This window comes from Qipengyuania algicida, assembly GCF_009828025.1.
Taxonomy (GTDB): Bacteria; Pseudomonadota; Alphaproteobacteria; order Sphingomonadales; family Sphingomonadaceae; genus Qipengyuania; species Qipengyuania algicida.
This window is the reverse complement of the sequence record NZ_WTYA01000003.1, coordinates 277,432-292,641: the sequence shown is the minus strand read 5'-3', so window position 1 is coordinate 292,641 and position 15,210 is coordinate 277,432. Positions and strand designations below refer to the sequence as shown.

The following is a 15,210-nucleotide window of genomic DNA, read 5'->3' as shown; positions in this document are numbered from 1 at the left end:
CATCTACGCAAACACAGTCGTGAAACGCGACCAGCCCTGGATCACAAAACCTAGATCCTGCTAATGGTTGCTGAGGGTGCGGCGTTTATCGGTTTTGGGGCCCCGCATGCACTTGCGAACCGACGCCGGGTCGGACCGGCGCGAAAGCGGCGGGAGCGACAGGCCCCGCTCCCTTGCTTCGCACGCGGACCTTGGCCGACGCCTTGTCCGCAGGTGCAGTTTGTGTCGGCCCCGCGCGGCGGCAATCTTTCTCGGTCGGCGATCGGATGTCCGCAGTGCCGCGCGCGGGGGGGCGACAAATACGAACCCGCAAATCCGTCGCTCCTGCGCCGCTCCCCGCATGCGCCATCACCCTCTGCGACCGGCGGCAGCTTGCCGCAGCCGCCGAAGCCTTGCGGAGAGTATTCATGTCAACCGTCCCCGACCCGGTCCGGCCCCGGTTTCTGCGCACACCCGATGCCGCGGTGCATCTGGGGCTGTCGCCGCGCACGCTCGAGAAACACAGGTGCTATGGCACCGGTCCGGTCTATCACAAGCTGGGCGGACGTATCGTCTACCGGCGCGAGGATCTCGATGCATGGGCCGAGCAGGGCCTGCGCCATTCGACCAGCGATCCCGGGCGGGGCATCGTCCATCCCGCCAAGCGGATCGACGGCTACACCGGCCCAGTCCGGCGCTGAGGCTCCATGCGTGCCCGCCGGACCTTTGCCCGCGCCGCCGAGCAACTCGACCTTTTCGTCGGGGTCGGAGGCGACATTGCCGCGCGCGATGCGCAGGACCTGATGGCCTGGCCCTTTTTCAGCCTCGCGAAATCGAAGCGGGTGAAACCGATCGACTTTCGCATGGGCGCAGTCTCGATCCTGGTCGAGGCGACGGCCGAACACGGCATGGCGACCATCTGGGACGCCGACGTGCTGATCTGGGTGGCCAGCCAGATCGTCGAGGCCCGTGATGGCGGCAGACCGACCTCGCGGCTGATCGCCGCAACGCCGCACGAGATACTCGCCTTCACCGGGCGTGGCACCGGCAAGGCCGGATATGAACGGCTGAGAGCAGCGCTCGACCGGTTGCAATCGACGAGCATCGCCACCTCGATCCGCCAGTGCGGTGCGCGCCGGCGCCATCGCTTCTCCTGGATCAACGAATGGCGCGAGCGGCTCGACGAGGACGGCCGCGCCCTCGGCATCGAGATGATCGTGCCCGACTGGTTCTACGAAGGGGTGCTCGACCGGGCGCTCGTTCTGACGATCGATCCGGCTTATTTCCTGCTGACCGGCGGGCTCGAACGCTGGCTTTACCGCATCGTGCGCAAGCACGGCGGCAGGCAGAAGGGCGGGTGGAGCTTCGACATCGCTCATCTGCATCTCAAATCGGGCGCGCTCTCGCCGCTGAAGCGGTTCGCCTTCGACATCCGCGAGATCGTCCGGAGGCAACCGCTCCCGGGCTATCGGCTCGCGCTCGACCATGAGCTCGGCCGCGAACGCCTGACCTTCACGCCGTTGCCGGTCGATCCCTTCGACGCCGCCATGCGCCGGATCGGCATGGCCCCTGTGGAAAAGTGCGGGTGATGTTCGGACTATCAGGAACCGCGCCGTTCGGACTATCGGGAACCGGAAGTTCGGACTATCGGGAACCGAAACCGTGCGCAAAGCCCCGGAATTGCTGCACTTCCGGGCCCCTTAACTATCCTAACAAGGAATCCTATGGATTCCTGCTAACGACACGACGCCTGTGCGCCGACGACAGTTCGGCTCCGCCCGCGGCAGGTGCAAGCACGCACTTTGCCAATCCGCCACTGACCCACGTCACGCTGGTGTGGCAGGAGGGGGTTCGCGAGGACTGGCTGCGCTTCGGCAAACCGGTCGCCGAGCGCATCATCGACCGCCGGACCCGCATCGAAAGCTACGCTCCGCGCCAGCTCTTCGCGCTCGCGCGCTGGGCAGCGAACGATTTCGGAACCGTGCGCTCGGCGCTGGACATCGTGCGCGCAGTCGGTCGAACCGAGCCCTATACGACAGTTCCGCAAGTCGATCCGGGCGGAGAGCTCTTGCTCTCGGTTCGCACCTGGCCACGCGTGCGCCGCGTCCTTGCGCTGATCGATGCGGTCGAAGCGGGCGGCACCGACCCGTGCGCAGCCGCGCCCGATTACTGGCGCCATGCCCACAATCGCCTCGCAGCGGGCCTGCCGCCGCGCGCCTATGCGCCAGGACGGCATCGCGTCTGGCTCCGGCGCCGAAAGCTCTGGCCGTGAAGCGCGGCACGGTCCTTGTGGCTGGCGCGGCCGCCGCAGCGGCTCTGCTGAGCGTCGCCGCGCCGCTGCCGCGCGTGCTCGTGTGGAATGTGACGGCCAGCGTCCCGACCGGGCTTTATCACATCGGCGATCCAGCCGGACTGCACATCGGCGAGCGCGTCGCACTCGATCCTCCGCCCGGGCTGCGCGATTATCTCGCGGAGCGCGGCTACCTTCCTGCGGGCGTGCCGCTTATCAAGGAGGTCGCGGCGCTGCCCGGCGACACCGTATGCCGCAACGGCCTTGCGATCACGATCAACGGAAGCCTGGCCGGACGGGCGCGGACACGCGACCGGAGGGGGCGCGTCCTGCCCGCCTGGCACGGGTGCCGGACCGTCGCCCATCGCGAGATCTTCTTGATGAACCTGCGCGCGCCGGACAGCTTCGACGGACGCTATTTCGGGCCGCTGCCGCGTGATCGCGTCATCGGGCGCGCCCGCCCGGTCTGGACCGACGAGGCCGGTGACGGCGCGCACGTCTGGTTCGCCGGGCCACCACGAAATTCCCACCCCACCGTCAATGAAGGAGATATTCCATGAACTGCATCGGTACCTTTGTCGCGACCCCGGATGGCTTCGAGGGGCGCTTGCAGACGCTCTCGATCGACAGCGTGCTGACCTTCGTCGCTACCGAGCCCGGCGATGTCGGCAACGCGCCGGATTACCGGATCATGGCCGGCGAGGGCGACGCCGCTTACGAGGTCGGGGCCGGCTGGAAGCACGTGGGCGACAAGGCCGGGCCCTTCGTCGCGGTCGTGATCGACGATCCGGCCCTGGTTCAGCCGCTGCGCGCCAATCTCTTCCGGTCCGACGCGAACGCGCATGTCCTGATGTGGTCGCGTCCCGCCCGCCGCAAGGCGAAGGACTGAGCCGGTGCACGGGTCACGACGCATCCTGGCCGCGTTCGCGCTGCTCGCACTGAACTGCCCGGCGCCGGCATCGGCACAGCCGGCCGCCATTGATCGGCGCGCGCGGCGCATCGACATCGCCACGCACGTGCGCGAGGCCGCGCGGCGCTTCGGCCTTCCCGAGCGCTGGATCTATGCGGTCATTCGGACCGAAAGTGCCGGGCGCACGCGCGCGGTCTCGTCCGCTGGAGCGATGGGCCTGATGCAGCTTATGCCCGGAACCTGGGCGCGCCAGCGCGCCCGGTTCGCACTCGGCAACGACCCGTTCGATCCGCGCGACAACATTCTGGCGGGGGCATCTTACCTGCGCGAGATGTTCGATCGCTACGGCAGCGAAGGATTCCTGGCGGCGTACAACGCGGGTCCCGGCCGATACGAGCAGTGGCTCGCCGCACGGCGTCCGCTCCCGCTCGAAACCCGCAAATATGTCGCGAGAGTGGCGTCGCTGCTGCAGGCGGATCGCATTTTCCTGGCAGGCGCGGAGCCGGCGGCGAACGCGGTCTTGCCGATCGAGGTAAGCCTTGCGGGCGCGGCGCCTCGACCTCTCCAACACGGCGAAACCGACCACCCGGCAAACCCTTTCGCCCGTCCGGCCGAGCCGACACACGACCTCTTCGCACCTGTCTCGACGGTCAGCGACCGATGACGCCGGTCTGCGCAGCGCAGTGCGGGACTTCGTCGACTGGCGAAGCTTGGCGAAGGACGAGCAGGACCATTGGAAAGGGAAAGGGGGGATGGCGAGATAAAAGCAGCGCCGCCGGGCGGGCTGCAGGTGGTTGGTTTTCTTCGACATTCAGCGCCGTCGCGCCTCTGGCCCTGCCGTCGCTACACCGCAATTCCCCCGTGAATTCAACGGCTCATGCGCCGTCGGCCGGGTTTGCTAGTCGTGCCCGGCGATGACTTCGATATCAGGCCGGGCCGCTCGCGCGACAGCGGAGCGCGGTCATGGCGCAAGGCCACTTCGCTTGTCGGGCGCGTGCTTCAGGTTTCGCGACGGGCAGGGTTTACGCCGCTCGGGCGCGGGAGAGCCGGGCGGGGCACCGGGCATCTCGGACGCGGCGGGCGCGCCGCGCTCCGGTCCCGCCGCAATGCGTTTCGTAGGCGCGTCGTCGTCAAGGCTCGGGTCGTGCGCCACCGGGGTGCCCGGTTTCGTTCGGCGCCGCTCGCCCGCCATGTCGCCTATCTCGAGCGCGACGGGGTCACGCGTGACGGCTCGCAGGGACAGATGTTCGACGGGCAGTCCGACCGTGCGGATGGAGATGCCTTCGCGCAGCGTTGCGAAGACGACCGGCACCACTTCCGCTTCATCGTCTCGCCCGAGGACGCGAGCGAGCTGGCCGATCTGCGCGCCTTCACCCGCGAGCTGATGGAGGATATGGCCAGCGACCTCGACACGCGCCTCGACTGGGTGGCGGTGGATCACTGGAACACCGGCAACCCGCATATCCATGTCCTCGTCCGTGGGACAGCTGAGGATGGGCGGGATCTCGTCATCGATCGCGGCTATATCAGCGAAGGGCTGCGCGCGCGCGCCGAGGAGCGCGCGACCATCGAGCTGGGGCCGCGCAGCGAGCGCGATATCAGGCAAGCGCTTCGCCGCGAGGTCGATGCCGAGCGCTGGACCGGTCTTGACCGCCGCCTGCAGAAGCAACGTGACGCAAACGGGGTGGTCGATCTCAGGCCCGAGGGCGCATCGGGCAGGCGCAAGGATCGTACATTCCTGATCGGCCGCGCGCGGGTGCTGGAGCGCATGGGGCTCGCCGAGCAAGTCGGACCCGCAAGCTGGACGCTGGCGCAAGAGCTGGAGCCGACGCTTCGCGAGCTCGGCGATCGCGGCGACATTATCAGGACCATGCATCGGGCGATGGCCGCACAGGAGCATGGCGGCGATGTTGGACGCTTCTCGGTGCATGCGCGATCCGGCGACGAGCGCGTGACCGGACGGCTGGTCGAACGCGGATTGCACGACGAACTCACCGGCGGCGCCTATGCCATCGTCGACGGTATCGATGGCCGCACGCACCACCTGCGCTTTCCCGACATCGAGCGGACCGGAGATGCCGCTCCCGGCGCGATCGTCGAGACCGGCACATGGACCGATCGCAAGGGACGTCAGCAGACCAGCCTGCTGACGCGGTCGGACCTCTCGATTGCCAGCCAGATCGAGGCGGGCGGCGCGACATGGCTCGACCGCCAGCTCGTGTCGCCAGAGCCGCATCCGCTGGCAGGCGGATTCGGCTCGGAGGTTCGCGATGCCATGGCCCGGCGAGCGGCGGTTCTGATCGATGGGGGCCTTGCCAGGCGACAGGGGCAGCGCATCGTCTTTGCGCGAGGGTTGCTCGATACACTGCGTGATCGCGAACTGGCAGAGGCAGGGAACGCTTTGGCCGCTCGCCATGGCGGTATCGTGCAACCGGTCGGTGCCGGCGATCATGTCGCTGGCATTTATCGCAAACGCGTGACGCTCGCGTCGGGCCGTTTCGCCATGATCGACAACGGCGTGGGATTCCAGCTCGTGCCCTGGCGGCAGGACCTCGAGCACCGTCTGGGGCAGGACGTGACAGGCAGGATCAACCAGCGAGGCGGTGTCGACTGGAGTTTTGCCCGCTCGCGCGGCCCGGCCCTTTGACGATACGTCCAATGACCCAGATCTTGACAATCGCGTCACATGATGCATATAGACGCATCAGGAGATGCGGTATGGCCAGTGCAGCATTCGAGCACATCGAAGCCCGGCGTGGACTTCAGACCTTTGCAGGCGATGATGATCGCCGCCGCCTGACGGGCGCAGCGGTCAAGGCTGTGCTTCGACTCGTCGATGCCTGGGACGGCAGCAATGCCGAAGGCGCCGCACTGCTCGGTGTCTCCGAAAGCACCTGGGACCGGATGAAGGCCGGGACATGGGACGGCACGCTCAGCCAGGATCAGTTGACCCGCGCTTCGGCGCTGATCGGCCTGTTCAAGGGGCTGCACCTGCTGTTCGCCGACGATATGGCCGACCGCTGGCCGAAGCTGGCGAACAGGGCGCCGGTGTTCGACCGGCTCTCGCCGGTGCAGGCGATGATCGCCGGCGGCATCCCGCGCATGCTTGAAACCCGGCAATATATCGACGCGCTTCGTGGCGGGCTCTGAGGGGCCGGCCGACCTGCCGTTGACCGACCTTCCGACGATCCGCGAGGCCTTCGAGCGGACCATCAGGCTCGTGCCGAGCGCGCGGCTGCGCGGAGCGGTCATGGAGCCGCTGGCCGACGATGACGCCGACCTTGCCCTCCTGGCCGAGATCGAGGGCGCGACCAGCGGGCGGTTGATCGCCGAGGAACGCGGGCTCGGCGCGTTGACCGCCGATGAGCTCGTTCACGGCGTGCCCCATGCCCGGTTCATCAATGCGAGCTTCGCCTATGCCAAGCCGCGCGAGCCGGGCCGTTTCAATCCCGCCGATCGCGGCGCGTGGTACGCAGCGCTGGCGGCGGAGACCTGCATTGCCGAAGTCGGCCATCACCTGACGAGAGCCCTGGCCGATGCGGGCGATTTCAATGCCGTCGTCGAATATGGCGAGATGATCGCCAGCATGTCGGGAGTGTTCGTCGATCTTCGCGGCCTGCCCGATCATCCCGGCCTCGATCCCGATAGGGTGAAGGGCTATCCGGCGGGCAATGCTCTTGCGGCCCGGGCGCGCGGCGAGGGGCACAACGGGATCATCTATCCCTCGGTCCGCCACGCGGGCGGAACCTGCATTGCCGCCTTGTGGCCCAATGTCGTGCAGTCGGTCGCGCAGGGGGCCATGTACCGCCTGACATGGTCCGGTGAACCGGCGTTCGCTTGCGAAGCGCTCTAGCCGACCGTTTCTTTGCCTGCGCCAGACTGCGATTGGCCCGGCACCGCGCTTGAAATGGCGTTCCCGTTCGGCCTGCTGCCTCCCCGAAAAGGAGACAGCATGTCGGCAACCAGAATATTGTGGGGCCAGATCCTCGCCGTTTTCATCCTGACGCTGGCCGGCATCTGGGCCGCTACGCAATGGACCGCGGCAGCCCTGGGTTTTCAGCCGCAGCTGGGATCCGCCTGGTTTTCGGCGTTCGGGACGCCGGTTTACCCGCCCTATGCGATCTTCTGGTGGTGGTTCAGCTACGAGGCCTATGCTCCGCGCATATTCGAAACCGGCGGCATGATCGCAGCCTCTGGCGGGCTGGCTTCGGTGGTGGTCGCCATCGCCATGTCGGTGTGGCGCGCCCGCGAACTGCGCCACAGCGCGACCTATGGCTCGGCGCGCTGGGCGACGCGCTCCGAGATCGCCGATGCCGGTCTCCTCGATGGCAAGGGCGTGGTGATCGGCCAGTGCGCCAATCTCTACCTGCGTCACGATGGACCCGAACATGTACTGTGCTTCGCGCCGACCCGCAGCGGCAAGGGCGTCGGCCTCGTCGTGCCGACGCTGCTGACCTGGCCGCACTCGGCCGTCGTGCACGACATCAAGGGTGAGAACTGGGATCTGACCGCTGGTTTTCGCGCCAGGTTCAGCCGCGTCCTCCTGTTCGACCCGACCAACGCGGCTTCGGCCGCCTTCAACCCGTTGATGGAAGTGCGGCGCGGCGTCGGCGAAGTGCGCGACGTGCAGAACATCGCCGACGTATTGGTCGATCCGGAAGGCTCGCTCGAGCGGCGCAACCACTGGGAAAAGACCAGTCATGCGCTGCTGGTCGGCGCGATCCTCCATGTCCTCTATGCCGAAGAGGACAAGACGCTGGCGGGTGTCGCGTCCTTCTTGTCCGACCCCAAGAGGTCGATCGAGGCGACCCTGGCCGCGATGATGCAAACGCCGCATCTGGGCGATGAGGGCGTGCATCCGGTCGTGGCGAGCGCCGCGCGCGAACTGCTCAACAAATCGGAGAACGAGCGCTCGGGCGTGCTCTCGACCGCCATGTCGTTCCTGGGCCTCTATCGCGACCCCGTGATCGCCAAAGTCACACGGCAATGCGACTGGCGGATTGCCGATCTTGTGGACCCTGAGCGCCCGGCGACGCTCTACCTCGTCGTTCCGCCCTCCGACATCAGCCGGACCAAGCCGCTCGTTCGCCTGATCCTCAACCAGCTGGGGCGCCGCCTCACAGAAGACCTCGACGAAGGATCGGACCGTCGGCGCCTGCTGCTGATGCTCGACGAATTTCCGGCGCTGGGCCGGCTCGACTTCTTCGAAAGCGCGCTCGCCTTCATGGCGGGCTACGGCATCAAGGCGTTCCTGATCGCGCAGTCGCTCAACCAGATCGAGAAGGCCTATGGCCAGAACAACGCAATCCTCGACAATTGCCATGTCCGGGTCTGCTTCGCGACCAACGACGAGCGCACCGCCAAGCGCATCTCCGAATCCCTCGGCACGGCGACCGAGCTGCGCGCAATGAAGAACTATGCCGGACACCGCCTGTCGCCCTGGCTCGGACACCTGATGGTCTCGCGGACCGAAACCGCCCGGGCGCTGCTCACCCAGGGCGAGATCATGCAGCTGCCCGATACCGACGAGATCGTCATGCTCGCCGGTGCCCATCCGATCCGCGCGAAGAAGGCGCGCTATTATGCCGACCCGCGACTGAAGAAGCGGGTCGAGCGGCCGCCAGTCCCCGAGCTATCGGCCTACAGCACTCGAAGCGAAGACTGGGATGAGGTCATCGCCCGGCCGAACGCGCCGCCGGATCCGGTAGCGGCGCAGGACGAAGAAGAAATGAACGAGGCCGCGGGCGAGGGCGGCATTCGCCGTGAGCCCGATTTGCCGGAACACGAGGATGTGTTGCCGTCCCAGTCGCCGCCACCGAACGAGTTCGATTTTACCGAGCGACGGGATGACGACGCCGCTGTCAGAAACAGGCAGACTGCGGACCGGATGCGCGCCAATGCGCGGCGGGCCGCGCTCGATCCCGGCGATGGGATCGACCTGTGAGCAAGGGTAACCGGATCAAGCACACATTCCGGCTCCCGCCCGATCTGTCTCGGCAGCTGGCCGACTATGCCGGCCGCAAGCGGGTATCGCAGGCATCGGTGGTCGAGGCGGCGATCGCCTCGTTTCTCTCGCCCGACGGGTCCGAGCGGATGGAGGCCGCCTTCAGCCGGCGCCTCGACCGGATCACGCGGCAGTTGCAGAAGCTCGATTATCACGTCGAGGTCGGCAATGAAGCCTTTGCGCTTTATCTTCGGTCATGGCTCGCCGCGACGCCGCCGCCTGCAAGCGAGCCTTCGGCGGCGGCCCGCGCCGCCCTCGAGCAACGGTTCGAGAACTTCGTCGAAGCGCTGGCCCGGCGCATGGAGCGCGAGACGCATCTGGCGGACGATCTGGTGCGGGCGAGTGAGCCTCGTGAGGAACCTAGCTGAAGGCGATCTCCCGCACGGGAAACTGAAAGCGACATCGGCAAATTGCTTTGGGTCTTCAATCCGAAGTTCCCGCTCGTCGGGTTTCGAAGAGCAGAGGGCGCTTGGGTGAAGTCGGTGATTGCACCGTGCGGCAATGTAAGGGTGCAACCATTCCAGCTGCTTGCTAGGGGTAAATCAATGCGCACCGATCTCGATCATCTTCCTCCGAACAAACAGCGCGAGCTGGAACGCGTCGTCGAGATCGTGTTCGACGAGTTCGGCGATGCGCTTGCGCTGGCGAACCATGACTGGAAGAAAAAGGCCCGGATCCTCAAGATCATCCTCTACGGCAGCTATGCGCGGGGAGGATGGGTCGACGAACCCCATACCGCCAAGGGCTACCGGTCGGACTACGACCTCCTCATCATCGTCAACGACAAGCGGATCTCCGATCGCGTCAAGTACTGGCTCAAGCTGGAAGAGCGGCTCGATCGCGAGCTGGCGATCACCGGCGCATTGCGCACGCCGGTCAATTTCATCGTCCACACGTTGCAGGAGGTGAACGACGGACTGGCGCACGGGCGCTATTTCTTCATAGATATCGCGAAGGACGGGATCGCGCTGTACCAGAGCGACGACACCGAGCTGCACCAGCCCAAGCCCAAGACGCCCAAACAGGCGCTGGCGATGGCGCAGGAGTATTTCGATGAGTGGATGCCCGCTGCGTCAGGGATATTAGAAACGGCCCGCTTCAGTATCGAGCAAGGCCGATTGAAGGACGCAGCTTTCTTGATGCATCAAGCGACGGAACGCCTCTATCACTGCGTACTGCTGGTCTGCACCTTCTACACGCCCCACGTGCACAACCTCGGCTTCCTACGGACTCAGGCCGAACGCATTGATCCACGTCTAACCTATATCTGGCCGCGCGACACGCGCCGCGATCGTACGCGCTTCGAGAAGCTCAAGGAAGCCTACGTCAAATCGCGCTATTCAAAGCATTATCGGATCACGACGGAAGAACTCGAATGGCTCGGAGCGCAGGTCGAGGAGCTCGGCCGGGCCGTACACGAAGTGTGCTCCGAGCGGATCGAGGAGCTTCGCTGCGAGGCGCTTTAATCATTGGTTCCCAGAGAGCGCATTTCGCTTTGTGCCCTCACGTTGGTCATTCTGAGGCAACCGTGACCGATCCCGTAAGCTGCCGTTCGTTCGGAGGCACTCAGGTGGCTGGGTTGTTGGACAGTCCGGAACGGCTCCTTTCAGGAGCGCCGATCGGGATAGCGGACACCACGCACCGCGAACCGGCTGGTCGGCCTTCCGTCCTAATGTCGTCCGGCCTGATAACTCTAAGCTGAGCCCGAAAGCCACCGCCTGTTCGCCAATTTTCAAACAACACGTTTAATGGACTTTAGAGTGAGCATTCGAAGCGAGTCGTTTCGTCGGCTCCCCTCGATCCGGCTCGTTCGCTCGCCGCCTGAACTGAGCGAGGCCTAGTAGCCCTTGAGCCATTTGCTAAGTTCGATGGCAGTATTCTTCTTTTCGTCGATCACCATCCAGACTTCTTTCTGATAGTTTTGGAGCTTTCCCCAGACGATACGGTCGTAGAGACCGAGATACTCCCATGATGCCCATGCTTGGTCGTAGCTGGAATCGGATGCTGGAAAGAGTGCAATCTTCGAAGTGCCTTTCACGCCATCCGCGATACCTAGCTCCCACGGAACCCACTTGCTTTCCTTGCTGTTCTTGCTGGCTAGGAGGACGAACCGGCTCGTGTCGCGGATTCTGGTCTTCAAAAGCCCCGCCGTCTTCTCGCTCGTATAGGGAGGCATCTCCGGATCGATCTCGTCGATATAGACCTTCGCACCGTGATTTTCGAGAACGCGGATTGCACCCGCGACCAAATCATCGTCCTTGCTCGAATGGGAGAGGAAGGTGGAACCTTCGAGCGATCTTGAAGTGGCTGCCTTCCTGACCCTCGCCGTTTCGACAGCACCCAATTCGGCTGCGAATCTGCGAAGCTCTTCGCGCGTAATGTATTGCGCCATCTGAGTTCAGGCTCGCTTGTCGATGCGCGTGAGAACCTCGGTGATCAGTTTTACGATCTCCTCGACCGAGATATCAGCTCGTGCGAGCTCCCTCAGTTCATCGTCCGTGGGCCGCATGGCGCTATGCCCCGAGGCATCTACGTCGGAACCGATCAGGCTGTCAGAGATCTGAGCCGCGGCACCGCCGGTTGAACCGATCGGAATGACAAAGCACTCAGCCGCCTTGGCGACTTCGAACTCGTCTAGGACGCCGCCTGCGATCACCGGCGAGCCGGTGGCCGGATCGATCTTAATACCACCTACAAAGATCACCACTCCTGCGACCCTGGCCAGCTCGGCACGCAGGGCCGCCCACTGCGCCCTATCAGGCGCTTCTCCGGGTCTCGGCTGGGGAAAGGGACGGGCGATGAGGCGTCGCTCCAGATCCCAGCCGCCACACGATCGCAGCGCATCGAGGAAGCCAGCGATGGAGGCCGATCCGACGACGAGTCCAGCTCCACTAACGAGGTCGCGACCGCTGTCTCCCACAAGCTGGCCGATGGCCTGCGCGACGTTGTAGACCCTCGCGATCTCGCCACCAGCCTCGGGCGGCCAGCTGCCGCTTACCCACACCCGCCGCGCCGCCACACGCCGTTCGACCTGCCGCAGAAGTTCGGGCACTTCGGCATAGTCGCCGATCTCGACCACGACGAGGCCGTAGCGCTTCAGATCTCGGCTCCAGAGCTTGTGCTGGGTGGTGCGCGCCTCGAACTCGGTGTCCGTCTTGAAGTCCTCCCGCTGCGGTGGACGGACGATGGCGAAGTGTTCCGGCGGTGCCGACGTGAAGCTCTCTCGAATCAGTGAGAGCACGTGCCTGATGTTTGGATCCGTAAAGCTGATGCCGAGGAACAGCATCGACATACTGGAGAGGTGCGCCTGCAGCAGGGGCAGGAAGGCGCCGCGCTTCGATCGGTAAAGCTCATAGTCGTCGGTGGAGATGACAACATCGTCCAGCCGCTCGACCGACCCATGCATCTTGAACAGGCGGGTCGCACCCGGCGTCGCGCGAAGGGCGAGGTCGGCGGTACCGGAGACCGTATCAATCGGCCGATTGATGCCGCCAAACGCGCGCTCGACCAGCTTGTCATAGTTGGTGGTCCAGATGAACTTGACCGGCAGGCGGGCGATGATCTCGAGCGTCGCGGGAACAGGGTGCTCCACCCCGATTTGCTCCTTGATGACGTTCCGGACCTGCGTCGAGGATCCGTTCTCCTGGATACTCCACTGGGCGAGTGCAGCCAGGTCGTGGAGTTCGCCGGGCTTCACCCCGAGTTCCTCGCCAACCTCAGTGAGAAGAGACGCCCATGATGGATAGCCGGCACCCATGGAGACGCCGGCACCGACAAACACGGCGCCGCCTCCGCCGATGAGGGCTTCGGGATAGTCCTTCAGGAACCGCCTCGTCGTCGCCGCCACCACCATGTCACACCTCTCTGACGGTCAGTTGCGGCCGCGGATGGCAATCGCGTCCTCGATCCACTTCTCGATGCCGTTCGAGATCGAGGCGTAGATGTCCTTGCTGTCGCTTCCGGTCGGAGTGATCAACTGGACGACTTCAGACAGCTTTTTGCCAGAGTTGAAGGTGATCGCTTCGAAGGGATTAGCGCCCGCGAGGGACGTCTGACCATTCCGGTCGAGCAGCTTGTTTACCCGGATACCTAGAACGCCCTTCTTATCGTTCCATGCCTTGATGATCTCATGCTGGACCCAAGGGCGGTTTGCGGTTTGGGAGCCGACGAGCACGACGACACAGCTCTTTCCAGACATATTGTCGGCGATCCATTTCTCGATGGAGGCCTTTCCCTTGCGCTTCACTTCCTCCCAGGCGTTGGGAGTGCACAGCGGCTGCCCCTCGAGCGCCCCCATGTTCCTGACCTGCTGCGTCCGCCAGTAATCATTGTTGAAGTGGAAGCTGAAGAAGACACGACGTGCCACACTGTTCTCCGTAATATTGATCGACGATCATTTCTCGTTCTGAAAACCTAGACTGCAAGCGTCAGGGCGCTAAGGCGGCGATTGTGTAGAGACTGAGGTAGCCACCCCGGACAGGTAAAGTATCTGAAATGGCAGGGTTCCCCCGTCGCTCACTTGTTGTTCTCAACGAAAAAGACGCCGGCCTTTTGGTGATCGACAAGACCATCGGGGCGGTACAGACCGCGATGATCGTATTGAGGCACCATGGGGGCGGAAAGCCGATCGAAGACGCTTTCGTGCAGAACCGCCTCGGGATGCACGGAGCGATGTGATCTCGCCCATCCGAACCTTAGCCAACGAAGCCACCACCTGGGCCATAGTTCTAGGCTTGCCTTCACTTCGTCGTGCTGAAGCCCCAGTGGGTCCGGGAAGGTTCGCACGAACCTTTGATCGATTTTCGGGGGATCGGGTATCGCCATCAGTTCGTTGACCATCCAACGCAAGGCGATGTCCGACAGGCGGGACTCGCTCTCAGGATAACTTCCGCCGATGTCCGAGTGGTTGCCTGCGAACCATTCCTGCTTTAGCCACGCGAGATCGCCGCGGTTCTGTTCGCCGGTGTCATTGCTTTGACCCCAGCCCACGCGCGGAAACCGCTTGCGGTTCTCATCGATCGAGAGGGCGTGCCGCGCATAGCCTACGCTGCTGTCGAGGAAGCGGTCGTAGTTCTTCAGGTTCCAGGCCGCAAAGTGCCAGTTGAACCGGCCTCCCTGCGGCGGGTCGGTGATGCACTTGAACTGCTTCTTGATCGCCCACAGGAAGCTGGCGACGAGAAGTCCGGCCGGCACCCATGCAAGGAAAGACCAGGGCGTTTCCCAACCAGCCCAGATCGATGCCATGCCAAGAATGATGCTCATTAAGGAGAGAGCAGCAAGGATGCGTCGAACGATCACGGTGCCGAGCGCAGCCACAGTGTCGAAGACGCCGATGAATGTCGGGGCTACATTCCCCTGCGGCTCTCCCCGCTTCCCAGTGCCCTCACTGTCATGCTTGGCTCGAAACCGCTTTGCCTTCTCCTCGCGCTCGAGTTCGTATTCGGCGCGGTCATGACCAGACCCGTGTTCGTAAACGCTATAAACCGCTTCCTCGGCGATCTTGCGCAGTGCGACCCCGCCAGCAGGGAGGGGACCGCCTCCAACATCCTGACGCGGGATGCCGCAAAGATTCATGACGTTGGCGACGCAGCGCGCGGTGTATGCTCCGCGACTGAAGCCGAAGATAAAGACGCGATCGCCGTCTCGGTAATGCTGCAGGATGGCTTCGTAGCAGTCGACGATGTTTTCGCTAATGCCGGTTCCGAACGCGGAGGCGAGGATGTTGCGAACCCGTCCACCTAGTTCTCCCGACCCCAGGCCGGGGTCGTAATATGCGATCTGCTCCGAGGGGTCGATGCCGGTCTGGGTGCCTGGCCGCATCGCCCGATACATCTTGTAAATGTTGGATAGTCGCTGGTCTGGCATGACGCCACCGTATTGGCCGGTACCGTCCGAGAATATGATGATATTCTTGCCTAGCGGGCGAGCATAATCATCTACAAACTTGTTATCATCTTCACGCTGCACGCATCCCCCCACCTAGATTGCCCGACACAGAACGGAAACACCGGTTCCGTACGGGGAAGC

The 15,210-nt window shown here is 64.3% G+C and carries 16 protein-coding genes; 12 read left to right on the top strand and 4 right to left on the bottom strand.

All coding sequences use genetic code 11. The features are described 5' to 3' along the window. Positions 1 to 407 precede the first annotated feature (407 nt). The 12 genes from GRI58_RS05965 to GRI58_RS05910 all read left to right on the top strand — a co-directional run bounded on the left by GRI58_RS05965 (position 408) and on the right by GRI58_RS05910 (position 10,649). Entirely contained in the window at positions 408 to 680 is a 273-nt protein-coding gene (locus tag GRI58_RS05965; protein WP_160752649.1) for a helix-turn-helix transcriptional regulator, read from the top strand. 6 nt (positions 681 to 686) lie between these two features. Continuing rightward, on the top strand, positions 687 to 1,568 hold the full coding sequence (locus GRI58_RS05960; protein ID WP_160752648.1) for a replication initiator protein A: 882 nt from the start codon (positions 687 to 689) through the stop codon (positions 1,566 to 1,568). 227 nt (positions 1,569 to 1,795) lie between these two features. Then, a complete protein-coding gene (locus GRI58_RS15630) occupies positions 1,796 to 2,251 on the top strand; it encodes a DUF2840 domain-containing protein (protein ID WP_419957031.1) in 456 nt (151 codons plus the stop codon). Beyond that, on the top strand, positions 2,248 to 2,829 hold the full coding sequence (locus GRI58_RS05950; protein ID WP_337190896.1) for a S26 family signal peptidase: 582 nt from the start codon (positions 2,248 to 2,250) through the stop codon (positions 2,827 to 2,829). The genes GRI58_RS15630 and GRI58_RS05950 overlap by 4 nt, the downstream gene beginning before the upstream one ends. Beyond that, positions 2,826 to 3,158, top strand: a complete 333-nt coding sequence (locus GRI58_RS05945) for a DUF736 domain-containing protein (protein WP_160752646.1) — start codon at positions 2,826 to 2,828, stop codon at positions 3,156 to 3,158. The genes GRI58_RS05950 and GRI58_RS05945 overlap by 4 nt, the downstream gene beginning before the upstream one ends. A gap of 4 nt (positions 3,159 to 3,162) precedes the next feature. After that, the gene (locus tag GRI58_RS05940; RefSeq protein WP_160752645.1) at positions 3,163 to 3,843 is read left to right on the top strand and encodes a transglycosylase SLT domain-containing protein; all 681 of its coding nucleotides are present in this window, start codon (positions 3,163 to 3,165) and stop codon (positions 3,841 to 3,843) included. A gap of 213 nt (positions 3,844 to 4,056) precedes the next feature. Then, positions 4,057 to 5,826: a relaxase/mobilization nuclease domain-containing protein gene (locus GRI58_RS05935; protein ID WP_160752644.1), complete on the top strand. Its 1,770-nt coding sequence runs from the start codon at positions 4,057 to 4,059 to the stop codon at positions 5,824 to 5,826. Between the two features lie 71 nt (positions 5,827 to 5,897). Beyond that, a complete protein-coding gene (locus GRI58_RS05930; protein ID WP_160752643.1) occupies positions 5,898 to 6,329 on the top strand; it encodes an antitoxin Xre-like helix-turn-helix domain-containing protein in 432 nt (143 codons plus the stop codon). Further along, positions 6,316 to 7,032, top strand: a complete 717-nt coding sequence (locus GRI58_RS05925) for an RES domain-containing protein (protein WP_202386823.1) — start codon at positions 6,316 to 6,318, stop codon at positions 7,030 to 7,032. The genes GRI58_RS05930 and GRI58_RS05925 overlap by 14 nt, the downstream gene beginning before the upstream one ends. 99 nt (positions 7,033 to 7,131) lie before the next feature. Next, entirely contained in the window at positions 7,132 to 9,123 is a 1,992-nt protein-coding gene (locus tag GRI58_RS05920) for a conjugal transfer protein TraG (protein WP_160752679.1), read from the top strand. Then, positions 9,120 to 9,551, top strand: a complete 432-nt coding sequence (locus tag GRI58_RS05915; protein WP_160752642.1) for a CopG family transcriptional regulator — start codon at positions 9,120 to 9,122, stop codon at positions 9,549 to 9,551. Before GRI58_RS05920 ends, GRI58_RS05915 begins: the two co-directional genes overlap by 4 nt. A 177-nt stretch (positions 9,552 to 9,728) precedes the next feature. Then, entirely contained in the window at positions 9,729 to 10,649 is a 921-nt protein-coding gene (locus GRI58_RS05910; RefSeq protein WP_160752641.1) for a HEPN domain-containing protein, read from the top strand. 371 nt (positions 10,650 to 11,020) lie between these two features. Here the strand turns inward: GRI58_RS05910 and GRI58_RS05905 are convergent, their stop codons facing one another. The 4 genes from GRI58_RS05905 to GRI58_RS05890 form a co-directional block, all read right to left on the bottom strand. After that, positions 11,021 to 11,527, bottom strand: a complete 507-nt coding sequence (locus GRI58_RS05905; protein ID WP_237452121.1) for a toll/interleukin-1 receptor domain-containing protein — start codon at positions 11,525 to 11,527, stop codon at positions 11,021 to 11,023. Positions 11,528 to 11,581: 54 nt separating this feature from the next. Next, a complete protein-coding gene (locus tag GRI58_RS05900; RefSeq protein ID WP_160752639.1) occupies positions 11,582 to 13,036 on the bottom strand; it encodes an SIR2 family protein in 1,455 nt (484 codons plus the stop codon). Positions 13,037 to 13,054: 18 nt separating this feature from the next. Continuing rightward, positions 13,055 to 13,549: a TIR domain-containing protein gene (locus GRI58_RS05895; protein ID WP_160752638.1), complete on the bottom strand. Its 495-nt coding sequence runs from the start codon at positions 13,547 to 13,549 to the stop codon at positions 13,055 to 13,057. Positions 13,550 to 13,698: 149 nt separating this feature from the next. Then, positions 13,699 to 15,150, bottom strand: coding sequence for a phospholipase effector Tle1 domain-containing protein (locus GRI58_RS05890; protein ID WP_160752637.1), 1,452 nt, complete (start codon positions 15,148 to 15,150; stop codon positions 13,699 to 13,701). Between the last annotated feature and the right edge of the window lie 60 nt (positions 15,151 to 15,210).